Source organism: Cronobacter sp. JZ38 (genome assembly GCF_008932145.1).
GTDB classification, from domain to species: Bacteria; Pseudomonadota; Gammaproteobacteria; order Enterobacterales; family Enterobacteriaceae; genus Cronobacter; species Cronobacter muytjensii.
Genome location: NZ_CP017662.1, coordinates 3,097,402 through 3,112,711, shown reverse-complemented (window position 1 = coordinate 3,112,711; position 15,310 = coordinate 3,097,402). Strand labels below are relative to the sequence as shown.

12 protein-coding genes are annotated in these 15,310 nt (G+C 60.4%); 7 read left to right on the top strand and 5 right to left on the bottom strand.

Annotated features, from left to right (window positions below):
- Positions 1-5: 5 nt before the first annotated feature.
- Complete coding sequence (locus BJP61_RS14785) at positions 6-1,316, bottom strand: MFS transporter (RefSeq protein ID WP_038863939.1); 1,311 nt, start codon at positions 1,314-1,316, stop codon at positions 6-8.
- 305 nt (positions 1,317-1,621) lie between these two features.
- Between BJP61_RS14785 and BJP61_RS14780 the strand changes: the two genes are divergently transcribed.
- The gene (locus BJP61_RS14780) at positions 1,622-2,692 is read left to right on the top strand and encodes a LacI family DNA-binding transcriptional regulator (protein ID WP_151030386.1); all 1,071 of its coding nucleotides are present in this window, start codon (positions 1,622-1,624) and stop codon (positions 2,690-2,692) included.
- Here the strand turns inward: BJP61_RS14780 and moeB are convergent.
- Both moeB and moeA read right to left on the bottom strand, forming a co-directional pair.
- Positions 2,689-3,447: a molybdopterin-synthase adenylyltransferase MoeB gene (gene moeB, locus BJP61_RS14775; protein ID WP_038863937.1), complete on the bottom strand. Its 759-nt coding sequence runs from the start codon at positions 3,445-3,447 to the stop codon at positions 2,689-2,691. The genes BJP61_RS14780 and moeB overlap by 4 nt on opposite strands.
- Before the next feature lies 1 nt (position 3,448).
- The gene (moeA, locus tag BJP61_RS14770) at positions 3,449-4,678 is read right to left on the bottom strand and encodes a molybdopterin molybdotransferase MoeA (RefSeq protein WP_075193797.1); all 1,230 of its coding nucleotides are present in this window, start codon (positions 4,676-4,678) and stop codon (positions 3,449-3,451) included.
- Positions 4,679-4,915: 237 nt separating this feature from the next.
- Here moeA and gsiA point away from each other — a divergent pair, with 237 nt between their 5' ends.
- The 4 genes from gsiA (at position 4,916) to gsiD (ending at position 10,372) form a co-directional block, all read left to right on the top strand.
- Complete coding sequence (gene gsiA, locus BJP61_RS14765) at positions 4,916-6,790, top strand: glutathione ABC transporter ATP-binding protein GsiA (RefSeq protein ID WP_161581815.1); 1,875 nt, start codon at positions 4,916-4,918, stop codon at positions 6,788-6,790.
- 30 nt (positions 6,791-6,820) lie between these two features.
- Positions 6,821-8,359 (top strand): glutathione ABC transporter substrate-binding protein GsiB, encoded by a 1,539-nt coding sequence (gene gsiB, locus BJP61_RS14760; RefSeq protein ID WP_075193795.1) that lies wholly within the window; start codon positions 6,821-6,823, stop codon positions 8,357-8,359.
- 178 nt (positions 8,360-8,537) lie between these two features.
- Entirely contained in the window at positions 8,538-9,458 is a 921-nt protein-coding gene (gene gsiC / locus BJP61_RS14755; protein WP_161581813.1) for a glutathione ABC transporter permease GsiC, read from the top strand.
- Positions 9,459-9,460: 2 nt separating this feature from the next.
- Positions 9,461-10,372, top strand: a complete 912-nt coding sequence (gene gsiD, locus BJP61_RS14750; protein ID WP_038863930.1) for a glutathione ABC transporter permease GsiD — start codon at positions 9,461-9,463, stop codon at positions 10,370-10,372.
- Positions 10,373-10,584: 212 nt separating this feature from the next.
- Here the strand turns inward: gsiD and rimO are convergent, their stop codons facing one another.
- On the bottom strand, positions 10,585-11,910 hold the full coding sequence (gene rimO / locus BJP61_RS14745; protein ID WP_007711823.1) for a 30S ribosomal protein S12 methylthiotransferase RimO: 1,326 nt from the start codon (positions 11,908-11,910) through the stop codon (positions 10,585-10,587).
- 171 nt (positions 11,911-12,081) lie between these two features.
- On the opposite strand from rimO, the gene BJP61_RS14740 reads away from it, so the two are divergent.
- Positions 12,082-13,194, top strand: a complete 1,113-nt coding sequence (locus BJP61_RS14740; protein ID WP_038863921.1) for a PQQ-dependent sugar dehydrogenase — start codon at positions 12,082-12,084, stop codon at positions 13,192-13,194.
- Here the strand turns inward: BJP61_RS14740 and BJP61_RS14735 are convergent, their stop codons facing one another.
- On the bottom strand, positions 13,195-13,821 hold the full coding sequence (locus tag BJP61_RS14735; protein ID WP_171998614.1) for a glutathione S-transferase family protein: 627 nt from the start codon (positions 13,819-13,821) through the stop codon (positions 13,195-13,197).
- 264 nt (positions 13,822-14,085) lie between these two features.
- Here BJP61_RS14735 and dacC point away from each other — a divergent pair, with 264 nt between their 5' ends.
- Positions 14,086-15,297, top strand: a complete 1,212-nt coding sequence (dacC, locus tag BJP61_RS14730; RefSeq protein ID WP_050568175.1) for a serine-type D-Ala-D-Ala carboxypeptidase — start codon at positions 14,086-14,088, stop codon at positions 15,295-15,297.
- The last annotated feature ends 13 nt before the right edge of the window (positions 15,298-15,310 follow it).

Genomic DNA, 15,310 nt, shown 5'->3' with positions numbered 1-15,310 from the left:
CTTCCCTATGAAACGCGCGTATTACGGCGCTCGGCAATAAAGGCAACCAGGAACATCGCGCCAATCAGGTCAAAAAAGCCCATGGCGACAAACAGCGGGTTGAAGCCGATTTTGTCGGCAGTCACCCCGATAATCAGCGAGAACAGGAAGCTGGCAATCCAGGCGCAGGAGCCGCGCATCCCGTTTACCGTGGCCATCTGGCCGCGGTCGAAGGATTCCACCACCAGCGCGCTCAGCATGCAGGAGATAATCTGATGCCCGAAGCCGCCAATGGAGATAAGAATGATGGTGATGTACGGATCGCGCGTCAGAGTGACAATCGCCAGCGACACCATCAGAAACGCGCCGGTCACCGAGCTTGCCACGACGGAATTGACCCGCGTGCAGCCGAAAAGGCGCACATACAATTTGGTGAGATAACCGCTTGCGACCGAGCCTAAGTCAGCGGCGAGGAACGGCAGCCAGGCGAACATGGCTATCTGTTTGAGATCCATGCCGTGCTCTTTGGCGAGATAAAGCGGCACCCAGAAGCTCATCACCGCCCAGGCAGGCTCGGCCATAAACGCCGGGATGGCGATGCCGTAAAAACGTTTGTTCTTCGAGACGGTTTTCAGCGCGGTAAAGAAGGGCAGGCGCACCGGCGGCGGCTCGTTATCCTGGCGAATAAAAGCGAGCTCTTCTTCGCTCAGACGCGGGTGGCGTTCCGGGTTGTGATAAAACAGCCACCACAGCACGACCCAGCCGAGCGCCAGCACGCCGGTAAACAGAAACGCGCCCTGCCAGCCGAAGGAGATATGCGCAAAGTAAATAATCGGCGGGGCCAGCATCGCGCCGATAGAGAACCCGACGCCTGCCCAGCCCGCGGCGACCGGACGCTCCTTTTTCGGGAACCATTCGCCGAGCGTTTTGGCGTTGGCGGGCGTCGCCGCCGCTTCCGCTGCGCCCATAAAGAAGCGCAGGATAGCGAGATGCAGCCAGCTACCTGCGCCCGCGTGGAAAATACACATCAGCGCCCATAATGAGGCGCAAATCAGAAAGCCGAGTTTGAGGCCAATGACGTCAATCAGCCACCCGCACAGCGGCTGAAACAGGGTATAGGCGAGCTGAAACGCGCCCACGATGTACGAATATTGTTCGGTAGTAATGCCCAGGCTCTCTTTGAGCTCGGGGGCGAGAATGCCAAGCGAGTTACGGGTGATGTAGTTGACGGTCACGCCCATCAAAAACAGCACCAGCACCCACCAGCGCAGATGACGGATTGCGCGACGGGTACGGGTTTTCACCGCGCCGACATCCTGGTTAATGCTCTGACTCATTTATTCTTCTCCACGGTTAGCCTGACGGGTATAACAACTCGCATTCCGGACGCGCCGGAAACCACAGCAGAGACCGCTATTTATTTGAATTAACACAGTATTTGTAGGGTTTGTCGTAAGCTTCAGCAGGAAAAGCTGTACGACAACCTGAGGGTAGAGCAGCCACTGGAATGGTAGTAGTCTCTTTTATGCAAAGATTTTCATGAAACAGCGGAGGTGTGTTAAAAGAAGCCGTAACGGAAGGGATATATCGTAAAAATAAGCGTGAAAAATTTTTCATTTCACAACCGGAGATGGATCACAAAATGAGTAAAAAGCTCCAGGTGGCCCGGATCGCCGAACAAACCGGCCTCTCACTCAGCACCGTTTCCCGCGTGCTGGCAGGCAAAGCGAATACCAGCGAAAAGGCGCGTCGCAGAGTGCGGGAGTGCGCGAAAGCGCTGGGCGTGCTGGAAGATATGGCGGCGGGCCGGTTGCTGCTAAACAGCCTGGTGGTATTCGCGCCACGACGGGCGTTTGATGAGCGGTCCGACATCTTTTACTACCGTGTGATCCAGAGCATCAACAAAGCGCTGGAGCCCCACGAAGTGCGGCTGCGCTACTGCGCGCTGGAAGAGAACGACGCCGACGCCAATCTGTTTCTCGCCAGAATGAACGAGCCGCAGACCGAGGCGGCGCTTCTGCTCGGCATCGACGATCCGCATATTCACGATCTGGCCGTTGATGTGGGCAAGCCGTGCGTGCTCATTAACTGTCGCGACCGCAACATGCGTTTGCCTGCCGTGGCGCCCGATCACCGGGCCATCGGCGAGAACGCGGCGCGCTACCTCTTTGAGATGGGGCATCGTGACGTTGTCAATGTGTTGTGCCTGCGTCGTTATACGATGGAGCAGCGGCTCGCGGGCATTCGCGACGCCTGGGAGGCGCAGAATCTGACGTTTGATGAACAGCGTCACCTGCTGACGGCGCCCGATTTCAGCGCCAGAGGCTGCGAGGCGCTGGTGACCCGCTTTCTGGCCGATACGCCCGCGGACGCGGTGCCCGGCGCGCTGCTGGTAGGCGGCGACTTTATGGCGGCGGGTGCGGTGAAAGCGTTACAAAACGCCGGGCTGCGCGTGCCGCAGGATATCTCCGTGATGAGCATCGACGCTTTTAACCTGGCGGCGATTGAGGATGTGCCGCTTACGGCGGTGCATGTGCCGCGCGACGCGCTGGGAGAAGAAGCGGTGCTGATGCTGCAACAGCGGCTGATCCGCCCGCAGGCGGCCATCGGCACGCTGTTGCTGAACGGCACGCTGGACGTGCGCGAATCGGTGCGGCGCGTCAGACCGGGGCGGGGCAGAACCAGCGTGCAGCGCGACGGCCTGTATGATTAACGCCCGTCGCCGCACACCTCGCAATGCGGGTTGCGCGCCAGTTTCATCTCGCGAAACTGCGTGCGCAGAGCGTCATAGATAATAAGCTTTCCGGCGCACGGCTCGCCGTAGCGCGCCAGCACCTTAATGGCCTCCATCGCCTGGAGCGAGCCAATCACGCCTACCAGCGGCGCCATCACGCCCGCTTCCACGCAGGTCAGCGCGTTGTCGCCAAACAGGCGGCTCAGGCAGCGGTAGCACGGCTCGCCGGGCTGCCACGTAAAGACGCTGATCTGGCCTTCCATGCGGATAGCCGCGCCGGACACCAGCGGCACCTGATGACGAAAACAGAGCGCGTTAAGCTGATTGCGCGTCGCCACGTTATCGGTGCAGTCGAGCACCAGCGCGTGACGGGCGATAAGTTCGGCGAGCGCGGCGTCATCAAGCTGCGCGTTAACCGTGTCGACAGCGCAGTGCGGGTTGATGGCGCGAAGCGTCTCTCGCGCCGATTCGACTTTCGGCTGGCCGATAGTGGCGTCGCGATGCAGCACCTGGCGTTGCAGGTTGGAGAGCGCGACCGTGTCGAAATCCAGCAGCGTGAGCCTGCCGACGCCCGCCGCCGCCAGATACGGCGCAGCGGCGCAGCCGAGCCCGCCCAGCCCCACCACCAGCACCGACGAAGCTTTCAGCCGCTCCTGGCCGTCGAAATCGAAATCGCGCAGGATGATTTGCCGGTTATAGCGCAGCATCTCCGCATCGCTTAACGCCTCAGTCATCTCAGCCTCCAAACAGGTGATTAAACAGCTCGACCTCAACCCATTCGCCCGGCTCGACGTGGCCGCGCTCGCGCTCCAGCACGATAAAACAGTTGCCCTGGGTGAACGAGCTGAAAATATGCGAGCCCTGGTGGCCCGTGCTCACCACTTCCGGCTGGCCGTCGGCGCCGGTGCGCAGCACGCCGCGCTGGAAATCGAGCCGTCCGGGGGATTTTTTCAGACGCTCCGCCGCGCGTACCCGCAGACGCGGGGCGCGAACCACCTGCTGGCCGCTCAGCTTCGCCAGCAGCGGCTGCACCAGCTGGTAAAACGTGACGGCGGCAGAAACCGGGTTGCCCGGCAGGCCGCAGAACCAGCTGCTGGCGAGGCGGCCAAAGGCGAACGGTTTGCCAGGCTTAATGGCAAGCTTCCAGAAGCCGATTTCGCCGAGTTCTTCCAGCAGCGTTTTCGTGTAATCCGCTTCGCCCACCGACACGCCGCCGGAGCTTAACACCACATCGGCCTCGCGGTCGGCTTCCAGAAACGCGGCGCGCAGGGCGTCCGGGTCGTCGCGGATGATGCCGAGGTTAATGACGTCGCAGCCGAGCGCTTCCAGCATCAGATGCACCGCGAGACGATTAGTGTCGTAAATCTGGCCTTCTGCGAGCGGCTGGCCGGGGAGCTGGAGCTCATCGCCGGTGGAGAAAATCGCGACGCGCGGCTTGCGTACCACTTCCACTTCGGGAATGCCGAGCGAGGCGAGCAGCGGCAGTTCGGCGGCGCTCAGCTTCTGACCCGCCTCCATCACCACCGCGCCCTGACGAATATCTTCGCCGCGACGGCGGATGTGCTGGCCCGCGCGCGCCGGCGCGGTGAAGCGCACGCCCGCGTCGCCGGTTTGCGCCTCTTCCTGCATGATGACGGCCTCTGAGCCTGGCGGCACCGGCGCGCCGGTCATAATACGGATAACGCTGCCTGCCGGCCATTCGCCGTTAAACGGCTGCCCTGCGAACGCTTTGCCCGCCACCGGCAGCCACGCGCCAGACGCGAGATCCGCTAACCGAACGGCGTAGCCATCCATCGCCGCATTATCAAAGCCCGGCACATCCAGCGGCGAGGTGACTGCGCGCGCCGTCACCCGGCCCATGCTCTTTAGCAGCGGCAGCGTTTGCGTCTCACTCAGGGGAAGAATGCGGGAGAGCATCTCTTCAAGGGCGGTTTCCAGGGACATCAGTCCTGCGGTCGGTTCCATCTTTCACTCCAGCGCGACAGTCACAAAACGCCTATTATGACAGAAAGGGTCACGGGTATGCATGTTTCACCGCCCGCGCCGCCCGCCGGGCTTTACATCACTTTTACCTCTTTCTATATTCAAAATTCGTCTGAATCAGCGGCAACGATAATGATATTTATAGAAAAAACGCAGCCGCCCCAGCAAAATCGCTGCGTTGTATTCTGAACGCTGAACCATCACCAGTGAGGAACCGCAGTGCCCAACGATGAAGTGTTGCCTGAAGATGCCGTCCTGTCGGTCTCTGGCCTGAACGTCTGCTTTACGGAAGAAGGGGAGCGTACCGCCGCGGTGCGCGGGCTCTCATTCAGCCTGAAACGCGGCGAAACGCTGGCGATTGTCGGGGAATCGGGCTCCGGCAAATCGGTCACCGCGCTTTCGCTGATGCGCCTGATTGAACAGGCGGGCGGCGCGATGGAGAGCGGCCCGCTGCTGCTGCGCCGCCGCAACCAGCAGGTGATCGATCTGCGAACGTTTTCGCAAAAACAGATGCGCGACGTGCGCGGCGCCGACATGGCGATGATTTTTCAGGAGCCGATGACCTCACTGAACCCGGTGTTTCCGGTGGGCGAGCAGATAGCGGAGTCGATTCGTCTGCATCAGGGTTTCGGGCGCGAAAAGGCGATGCGCGAAGCCAAACGCATGCTGGATTTAGTGCGCATTCCTGAATCGGAGGCGATGCTGGCGCGCTTTCCACACCAGCTTTCCGGTGGAATGCGCCAGCGTGTAATGATTGCGATGGCCCTCTCGTGCCGCCCGGCGGTGCTGATCGCCGACGAGCCGACCACGGCGCTGGACGTGACTATTCAGGCCCAGATCCTGCAACTCATCCGCGTGCTCCAGCAGGAGATGTCGATGGGCGTAATTTTCATTACGCACGACATGGGCGTGGTGGCCAATATGGCTGACCGGGTGCTGGTGATGTACCAGGGCGAGGCCGTCGAAACCGGCCCCGTTGAGGAGATCTTCCGCCGTCCGGCGCATCCATATACCCGCACGTTGCTGGCGGCGGTGCCGCGCCTGGGGGCGATGAACGGCACCGATCTGCCGCGTAAATTCCCGTTGAACCATGCGCCACGCCGCGAGATAGACCCGCCGGAAGCCGAACAGGATACCGTGGTGCCGGACAGCGAACCGATTTTGCAGGTGCGCGATCTGGTCACGCGTTTTCCGGTGCGCAGCGGTATTTTCAACCGCGTGAAGCGCGAAGTGCATGCAGTGGAGAAAGTGAGTTTTGACCTGTGGCCCGGCGAGACGCTGTCGCTGGTGGGCGAGTCGGGCTGCGGGAAATCGACCACCGGGCGCTCGCTGCTGCGCCTCGTGGAGACCCAGGGCGGCTCAATTACCTTTAGCGGCAAGCGCATCGACACGCTCTCCGACAGCGCCATGCAGGCGGTGCGCCGCGATATGCAGTTTATCTTTCAGGACCCCTACGCCTCGCTCGATCCGCGCCTGACGGTGGGGTATTCCATTATGGAGCCGCTGCTGGTGCATCGTTTGCTCGACGGCGACGCGGCGCGCAAACGGGTGGCGTGGCTGCTGGAGCGCGTGGGGCTGAAGCCTGAGCACGCCTGGCGTTATCCGCATGAGTTCTCCGGCGGCCAGCGCCAGCGAATTTGCATTGCACGCGCGCTGGCGCTCAACCCAAAAGTGGTGATCGCCGATGAATCGGTCTCCGCGCTTGATGTCTCGATCCGCGCGCAAATTATTAATCTGCTGCTCGACCTGCAGCGCGATTTCGGCATTTCGTTTCTGTTTATTTCGCATGATATGGCGGTGGTGGAGCGCATCAGTCATCGCGTGGCGGTGATGTATCTCGGACAGATTGTTGAGATAGGTCCACGGCGCGCGGTGTTTGAAAATCCACAACATCCGTACACCCGCAAGCTCATGGCGGCGGTGCCGGTGGCCGATCCTGGTCATCCGCGTCGCCAGCCGGTGCTCCTTTCCGATGAGATCCCGAGCGCCACGCGCCCGAAAGGCGACGAGCCGTTTGTCGCGCCGCTGGTGCAGGTAGGGCAGGGCCATTATGTGGCGCGTCATCCCGTTGGGGCGACGGACCATCATTTTTAATTTTTCAGGCAAGGCTTTCAGGAGAAGACTATGACACAACGAATCGCACGCCGCTGGCTCGCCGCGGCTGGGCTGGTTTCTGCGCTAGCCGCCGCGCCCGCCTGGGCTGAAAAAGAGATTGTCGTGGCGGTGGGCTCAAGCTTTACCACGCTCGATCCTTATGACGCTAACGACACGCTCTCCCAGCAGATCGCCAAATCGTTCTACCAGGGGCTGTTTGGCCTCGATAAAACGATGAAAGTGCAGAACGTGCTGGCGGAGAGCTACAGCGTGTCGGACGACGGGCGGGTCTACACCGTTAAGCTGCGCAGCGGCGTGAAGTTTCAGGATGGCACCGATTTCAACGCCGATGCGGTAAAAGTGAACCTCGATCGCGCGAGTAACCCGGATAACCATCTCAAGCGCTATAACCTTTATAAAAATATCGCCAGCACCGAGGCGGTCGACCCGACCACGGTGAAAATCACCCTGAAGCAGCCGTTCTCCGCGTTTATCAATATTCTGGCGCACCCGGCCACGGCGATGATTTCGCCCGCCGCGCTGAAGAAATATGGCAATGAGATAGGGTTTCACCCGGTCGGCACCGGGCCTTATGAACTGGTGACCTGGAACCCGACCGATTTTGTGAAGGTGAAGAAGTTTGCGGGCTACTGGCAGCCGGGGCTGCCGAAGCTCGACGCCATCACCTGGCGCCCGGTGGTGGATAACAATACCCGCGCCTCGATGCTGCAAACCGGCGAGGCGCAGTTCGCGTTCCCGATCCCTTACGAGCAGGCCGCGCTGCTGGCGAAAAACAGCAAGCTGGATCTCGTGGCGTCGCCGTCGATTATGCAGCGCTACATCAGTATGAACGTGACGCAAAAGCCGTTCGACAACCCGAAAGTGCGCGAGGCGATTAACTACGCGATTAATCGTCAGGCGCTGGTGAAAGTGGCGTTCGCCGGCTACGCGACGCCCGCGACCGGCGTCGTGCCGCCGACCATAGAATTTGCGCAGCAGTATCAGCCGTGGCCGTATAACCCGGCCAAAGCGCGCGAATTGCTGAAAGAGGCGGGCTACCCGAACGGCTTTAGCACCACGCTCTGGTCATCCCATAATCACAGCACCGCCCAGAAGGTGTTGCAGTTTACCCAACAGCAACTGGCCCAGGTGGGGATTAAAGCCAAAGTAACGGCGATGGACGCCGGACAGCGCGCCTCGGAAGTGGAGGGCAAAGGGCAGAAAGAGAGCGGCGTGCGAATGTTCTACACCGGCTGGTCAGCTTCGACCGGCGAGGCCGACTGGGCGCTGTCGCCGCTGTTCGCCTCACAAAACTGGCCGCCGACGCTCTTCAACACGGCGTTCTACAGCAATCCGAAGGTGGACACCGATCTCGCCGACGCGCTGAAAACGACCGATAAAGCCCGTAAAGCCGCGCTGTATAAAGACGCGCAGGATACGTTATGGAAAGAGTCGCCCTGGGTGCCGCTGGTGGTGGAAAAATTAGTGTCGGCGCACAGCAAATCGCTGACCGGATTTTACATGATGCCGGATACGGGCTTTAGTTTTGAGGATGCGGATCTGAAATAAGCGCCACCTGCCAGAGTACGGTTGACGTTGGCGGAAGGTGGGGGCGCTTACGCTAACCCACCCTGCAAAGGTTAAAGCGGCAGGCCGTAAAACTCAGGGCGGATAAGCGTCAGCGCACCCGCCGGGAGAGATGGCTTCAACCGATAACCCATTCTCATAAAGGAAGACAAGGTTTCGCATGTTTAGCTACATCGTAAAACGCCTGCTGGGCCTCATCCCGACGCTGCTTATCGTGGCGGTGCTGGTGTTTTTATTCGTTCACCTGCTGCCGGGCGATCCGGCGCGCCTGGTGGCCGGGCCTGAGGCCGACGCGGAGGTGATAAATCTCGTGCGCCATCAGCTTGGGCTCGATCAGCCGCTCTGGCAGCAGTTCTGGCACTACATCAGCAACGTGGTGCGGGGCGATTTCGGCACCTCGCTGGTGTCGCGCCGCCCGGTCTCTGAAGAGATTGCCAGCCGCTTTATGCCGACCTTCTGGCTGACGCTCGCCAGCATGAGCTGGGCGATGCTGTTCGGGCTCGCCGCCGGGATCGTCGCAGCCGTGTGGCGCAACCGTTGGCCGGATCGCCTGAGCATGACGCTCGCGGTGTCGGGCATTTCGTTTCCCGCCTTCGCGCTCGGCATGCTCCTGATGCATATCTTCTCGGTGCAGCTCGGCTGGCTGCCGACCGTGGGCGCCGACAGCTGGCGGCACTATATTCTGCCGTCGCTGACGCTTGGCGCCGCCGTGGCCGCTGTGATGGCGCGCTTCACCCGCGCCTCTTTTGTTGACGTGCTCGGCGAAGACTATATGCGCACCGCCCGCGCCAAAGGCGTGAGCGAAAAATGGGTTATTCTGAAACATGGTCTGCGCAACGCCATGATCCCGGTCGTCACCATGATGGGCTTACAGTTTGGCTTTCTGCTGGGCGGCTCTATCGTGGTGGAAAAGGTGTTTAACTGGCCGGGGCTTGGGCGTCTGCTGGTAGATTCAGTGGAGATGCGCGACTACCCGGTCATCCAGGCAGAAGTGCTGCTGTTCTCGCTGGAATTTATTCTTATCAACTTAGTGGTGGATGTGCTCTACGCCGCCATTAACCCGGCTATCAGGTATAAGTAAGGATGCGACTTTTCAACTGGCGTCGACAGGCGCTTTTAAACGGCATGCCTGCCGTCCGGCCCCAACAGACGCGCACGCCGTGGCATGAATTCTGGCATCGCCTCAAGCGCCAGCCGGTGGCGCTGGTCGCGGGCGGCTTCGTGCTGCTGTTGATAGCCCTGGCGCTGTGCGCGCCGTGGATAGCGCCGTTCGATGCGGAAAACTATTTTGACTACGACCGCCTGAACGAAGGGCCGTCGATGGTGCACTGGTTCGGCGTCGATTCGCTGGGGCGCGATATTTTCAGCCGCGTGATTGTCGGCGCGCGGATTTCGCTCGCCGCCGGGGTGTTTGCGGTACTGACGGGGGCGCTTATTGGCACTGTGCTGGGGCTGCTGGCCGGATTTTATGAAGGCTGGTGGGACCGGGTGATTATGCGTATCTGCGACGTGCTGTTCGCCTTTCCGGGCATTTTGCTCGCCATTGCGGTCGTGGCGGTGATGGGCAGCGGTATGGCGAATGTGATTATCGCGGTGGCGATTTTCAGCATCCCGGCCTTTGCCCGACTGGTGCGCGGCAATACGCTGGTGCTGAAACATCAGACCTTTATCGAATCGGCGCGCAGCATCGGCGCGTCGGATCTCACCATTCTGTTTCGCCATATTTTGCCGGGCACGGTGTCGTCGATTGTCGTCTATTTCACCATGCGTATCGGCACGTCGATTATCTCCGCCGCCAGCCTGTCATTTCTCGGCCTCGGCGCGCAGCCGCCGACGCCGGAGTGGGGCGCGATGTTAAACGAGGCGCGCGCGGATATGGTGATGGCACCGCACGTGGCGATTTTCCCAAGCCTCGCCATTTTTCTGACGGTGCTGGCGTTTAACCTGTTAGGCGACGGATTGCGCGACGCGCTCGATCCGAAGATTAAAGGGTAGGGGAACCGCTGTAACGGCCCACGAAATGGCGAGCGCCCGGGATGGGGGGTGCGCTGCGCTGGCGCACCCTGCACGGGGCAATACCGGCAACTTTTGTTAGGTGTACGTTTGCGCCCCCGCGCGCTCAACCTCTCGCTATTTCTGAACACCGGCCGTCCCCCCTCCGCCAATAAAAAAGGCTGCCCCCGGCAGCCTTTTTTGACGCGGGAGCCTTATACCAGACTGCCCCACAGGTCGTACTCGTCGGCGTTTTCCACCTTCACGCGTACAACATCGCCCGGCTTCAGCGTCGTTTCACCGTTGAGGTAAACCGCGCCGTCGATTTCCGGGGCGTCAGCCATGCTGCGGCCAATGGCACCTTCGTCATCCACTTCATCGACGATAACCAGGATCTCGCGGCCCACTTTTTCCTGCAGGCGCTCGGCGGAGATCTGCTGTTGCAGCGCCATAAAGCGGTTCCAGCGCTCCTCTTTCACCTCTTCCGGCACCTGATCCGCCAGCTCGTTAGCGGTCGCGCCTTCGACCGGGCTGTATTTAAAGCAGCCGACGCGATCCAGACGCGCTTCTTTGAGGAAATCCAGCAGCATCTGGAAATCTTCTTCGGTTTCGCCAGGGAAGCCGACGATAAAGGTTGAGCGCAGGGTCAGCTCCGGGCAAATCTCGCGCCACTGCTTAATGCGCGCCAGCTGACGGTCGACCGAGCCAGGACGCTTCATCAGCTTCAGGATACGCGGGCTCGCGTGCTGCAGCGGAATATCGAGATACGGCAGGATTTTGCCTTCCGCCATCAGCGGGATCACATCGTCCACGTGCGGGTACGGGTAGACATAATGCAGACGCACCCAGACGCCGAGCTTCGCGAGCTGTTCGCACAGGCTCACCATGCTGGTTTTCACCGGCGAACCGTTCCAGAAGCCGGTGCGATGTTTCACGTCCACGCCATACGCGGAAGTGTCCTGGGAGATAACCAGCAGCTCTTTGACGCCGGCTTCGACCAGGCGCTTCGCCTCGGCCAGCACGTCGCCAATCGGACGGCTGTCGAGATCGCCGCGCATCGACGGGATAATGCAGAAGGTGCAGCGATGGTTGCAGCCTTCAGAGATTTTCAGGTAGGCGTAGTGACGCGGCGTCAGCTTCACGCCCTGCTCCGGCACCAGGCTCAGGAACGGGTTGTGCTTCGGCTTCGGCACATAGTGATGAACATGTTGCAGCACCTGCTCGTAGCTGTGCGGCCCGGTTATCTCCAGCACTTTCGGGTGCACTTCGCGGATCTGATCTTCTTTCGCGCCGAGACAGCCGGTGACAATCACCTTGCCGTTTTCATTGAGCGCCTCGCCGATCGCCTCCAGCGACTCCTGCACCGCGCTGTCGATAAAGCCGCAGGTGTTGACGATAACCATATCGGCGTCGTCATAGCGCGGCACCACGTCATAGCCCTCGGTGCGAAGCTCGGTCAGGATGCGCTCAGAGTCCACCAGGTTTTTCGGGCAGCCCAGCGAAACAAAGCCAATCTTAGGCTGCTGCATTACATTGCTCATAGATTAAAAATTCATCATTTATGGAGTTATCAGGGCGGGGATTTTACAGAGGTTGGCGGGAAATTTGTACTGGTATCTTATGCCTGCCGCTTTGTTAAAGTTTTTGTAAAAGTCAGGCTGCCGCCGTGACCGCTGGCTACCCTTAATCGGGACTGCCATAAGGAGAACGCCATGCCATTACGCTCGCCTCGTTTACTTGCGCTGCTGCTCTTTGTCAGCGCCTCCGCCGCCGCGCTGCCCGCGAAAGTCGACGTGTTGCAGGAGAATCTCGACCATCCCTGGTCGTTAGCGTTTCTGCCAGATAATCAGGGCATGTTGATTACGCTTCGTGAAGGCGAGCTGAAACGCTGGCAGCCGGGCAAAGGGCTCTCTGGCCCGATTACCGGCGTGCCTGAGGTCTGGCATCAGGGGCAGGGCGGGCTGCTGGATGTCGTGCTGGCGCCGGATTTTAACGAAAGCCGCCGGGTCTGGCTGAGCTACGCCGAAGCCGGCAGCGACGGTAAAGCGGGCACCGCGGTGGGCTACGGGCGTCTTAGCGACGATATGCAACGGCTGGAGAATTTTAAAGTGGTGTTCCGTCAGCAGCCGAAGCTCTCCACCGGCAATCACTTTGGCGGACGTATGGCGTTTGACGGCAAAGGCTATCTCTTTATCGCGCTGGGCGAGAACAACCAGCGCCCGACCGCGCAGGATCTCGATAAGCTCCAGGGCAAAGTGGTGCGTCTGACGGAAAACGGCGACGTGCCGAAAGACAATCCGTTCGTCGGTAAGCCGGGCGCGCGCCCGGAGATCTGGTCATACGGCATACGTAACCCGCAGGGGCTGGCGCTCAACCCCTGGAGCCAGGCGATGTGGCTTAATGAGCACGGCCCGAAAGGCGGCGATGAAATTAACCTTCCCGAAGCGGGCAAAAACTACGGCTGGCCGCTCGCGACCTGGGGCATAAACTACAGCGGCGAGCCGATTCCGGAAGCCAAAGGCGGCGAGGCGCCGGGGACGGAACAGCCGCTCTTTTACTGGAAGGTGTCGCCAGCGGTGAGCGGCATGGCGTTCTATAACGCCGATAAATTTCCGCAGTGGAAAAACAAGCTGTTTATCGGCGCGCTTAAAGATCAAAACCTGATACAGCTGTCGGTAAACGGCAATAAGGTCACGGAAGACGGACGGCTGCTGGAGGGGGAGAACAAGCGGATTCGCGACGTGCGGGTCGGGCCGGACGGCTTCTTATATGTGCTGACCGACGAAACCGACGGTCAGCTGCTGAAAGTCAGTCCGGCGTCGTGATTAGCTGACCGGGATCATGACGATATTGCGAAACGCCGGGCGCTCGGTGAGCTGCTGATACCAGCGCGCCAGATGCGGGCGCGGCGTCCATTCGATGCCGACGTTAAAGAGATTATAGATGTGCGGCGCAGGGGCCATATCGGCGATGCCGAACGCGTCGCCGGAAAGCCACGGGGTTTTCGCAAGCTCAGCGTCAAGCATGGCGAACAGCGCGTCGCACTGCTTTTTGCTCTCTTCAATCAGCGCCGGGTCGCGCTGCTCGGGCGGCGTGCGCACCAGGCTGAACACGACGCCGCGGTGCGGCGCGGGCAGCGTGCTGATGGCCCAGTCCATCCACTTCTCGCCGCGGGCGCGCTCAACGGGGCTTTCCAGCCACAGACGACCCTGACCATACTGCGCCGCCAGATAACGCACAATGGTGTTAGATTCCCACAGCACCAGACCGGTTTCATCGTCACGCAGGCATGGCACCAGCCCGTTCGGGTTCATCTCCAGGTAGTCCGCGTCGCGGTTAATGCCATACTGGCCGCCCGCCGGAATGCGGTTATACGGCAGCTCCAGCTCTTCCAGACACCACAGCACCTTCTTCACGTTGGTGGAATTCTCTCGACCCCAGACGGTTATCATGACTTGCTCCTTTTGCAGATGAACGATGCCGCGGCGGCGAACGCCTGCGCGCCACGTGTGAACGCTCATGGTGGAATAAACCCCGCGCTTTAGCAACCGCCTGAAAATGTTCTCCCGCCGCGCCGGTTTGTGACGGTAAAAGTGAAACTTTAAAAACTTTACCCGCGCGCTGTTTCATTGAAGCCGTTTGTGCGTTATTACTCACCTTTTCACCGATACGGTTGATTTGTAGTAGTTTCTGGAATGGATATTCAGGTGGCTTTTATGACCTCACTCTCACGCTCCGGCGCTTCCTGCGCGCGTGCTCTCTCAGGCGCGTTTCTTCTGATTTCGCTTACCGCCGCCCATGCGGCCGACCCCATCGCGCCCGCCGCGCCTGCGGTCGAGGCCCGCGCCTGGATCCTTATGGACTATCACAGCGGCAAAGTACTGGCCGAAGGCAACGCCGATGAAAAACTCGATCCGGCGAGCCTGACCAAGCTGATGACCAGCTATGTGGTCGGCCAGGCGCTCAAGGCGGGAAAAATTCACCTCGATGATAAAGTCACCGTCGGCAAAGACGCCTGGGCGACCGGCAACCCGGCGCTGCGCGGTTCATCGCTGATGTTCTTAAAGCCCGGCGATCAGGTCTCGGTCGCGGATCTTAATAAAGGCGTGATTATTCAGTCCGGCAACGACGCCAGCATCGCCATCGCCGATTATGTGGCGGGCAGCCAGGACGCGTTCGTCAGCCTGATGAACGGCTACGCGAAGCGCCTCGGGTTGACCAACACCACGTTTAAAACGGTACACGGCCTTGATGCGCCGGGGCAGTTCAGCACCGCGCGCGATATGGCGTTGCTCGGCAAAGCGCTGATCCACGACGTGCCGGATGAGTACGCCGTCCACAAAGAGAAAGAGTTTACGTTTAACAATATCCGCCAGCCGAACCGCAACCGCCTGCTGTGGAGCACCAGCATGAACGTGGACGGTATGAAAACCGGCACCACGGCGGGCGCGGGCTATAACCTCGTGGCTTCGGCGACGCAGGGCGATATGCGTCTTATCTCGGTGGTGCTCGGCGCGAAAACCGACGGCGTGCGCTTTCGCGAGTCAGAAAAGCTGCTGACGTGGGGGTTCCGCTTCTTTGAAACCGTCACGCCCATCAAGCCGGACGCCGCGTTTGTCAGCCAGCGCGTCTGGTTTGGCGACACCAGCGAGGTCAGGCTCGGCGCAGGCGAGGCAGGCTCGGTGACTATCCCGAAAGGCCAGCTGAAAAACCTCAAGGCCACGTATACCCTCAATTCGCCTCAACTGACCGCGCCGCTTAAGGCGGGGCAGGTGGTCGGCACGATTGATTTTCAGCTCAACGGCAAAAGCATCGAGCAGCGTCCGCTGGTAGTGATGGAGGCGGTTAATGAAGGCGGTTTCTTCAGCCGGATGTGGGATTTTGTCCTGATGAAATTCCATCAGTGGTTTGGCGGCTGGTTCTCGTAACAGCACGCTCCCG

What these genes read in the sequence shown, in the direction of transcription:
- BJP61_RS14785 (WP_038863939.1), bottom strand. Translation starts at nt 1,316, where the DNA reads ATGAGTCAGAGCATTAACCAGGATGTCGGCGCGGTGAAAACCCGTACC.
- rimO (WP_007711823.1), bottom strand. Translation starts at nt 11,910, where the DNA reads ATGAGCAATGTAATGCAGCAGCCTAAGATTGGCTTTGTTTCGCTGGGC.
- moeB (WP_038863937.1), bottom strand. Translation starts at nt 3,447, where the DNA reads ATGACTGAGGCGTTAAGCGATGCGGAGATGCTGCGCTATAACCGGCAA.
- moeA (WP_075193797.1), bottom strand. Translation starts at nt 4,678, where the DNA reads ATGGAACCGACCGCAGGACTGATGTCCCTGGAAACCGCCCTTGAAGAG.
- gsiD (WP_038863930.1), top strand. Translation starts at nt 9,461, where the DNA reads ATGCGACTTTTCAACTGGCGTCGACAGGCGCTTTTAAACGGCATGCCT.
- BJP61_RS14740 (WP_038863921.1), top strand. Translation starts at nt 12,082, where the DNA reads ATGCCATTACGCTCGCCTCGTTTACTTGCGCTGCTGCTCTTTGTCAGC.
- gsiB (WP_075193795.1), top strand. Translation starts at nt 6,821, where the DNA reads ATGACACAACGAATCGCACGCCGCTGGCTCGCCGCGGCTGGGCTGGTT.
- dacC (WP_050568175.1), top strand. Translation starts at nt 14,086, where the DNA reads ATGACCTCACTCTCACGCTCCGGCGCTTCCTGCGCGCGTGCTCTCTCA.
- BJP61_RS14780 (WP_151030386.1), top strand. Translation starts at nt 1,622, where the DNA reads ATGAGTAAAAAGCTCCAGGTGGCCCGGATCGCCGAACAAACCGGCCTC.
- BJP61_RS14735 (WP_171998614.1), bottom strand. Translation starts at nt 13,821, where the DNA reads ATGATAACCGTCTGGGGTCGAGAGAATTCCACCAACGTGAAGAAGGTG.
- gsiC (WP_161581813.1), top strand. Translation starts at nt 8,538, where the DNA reads ATGTTTAGCTACATCGTAAAACGCCTGCTGGGCCTCATCCCGACGCTG.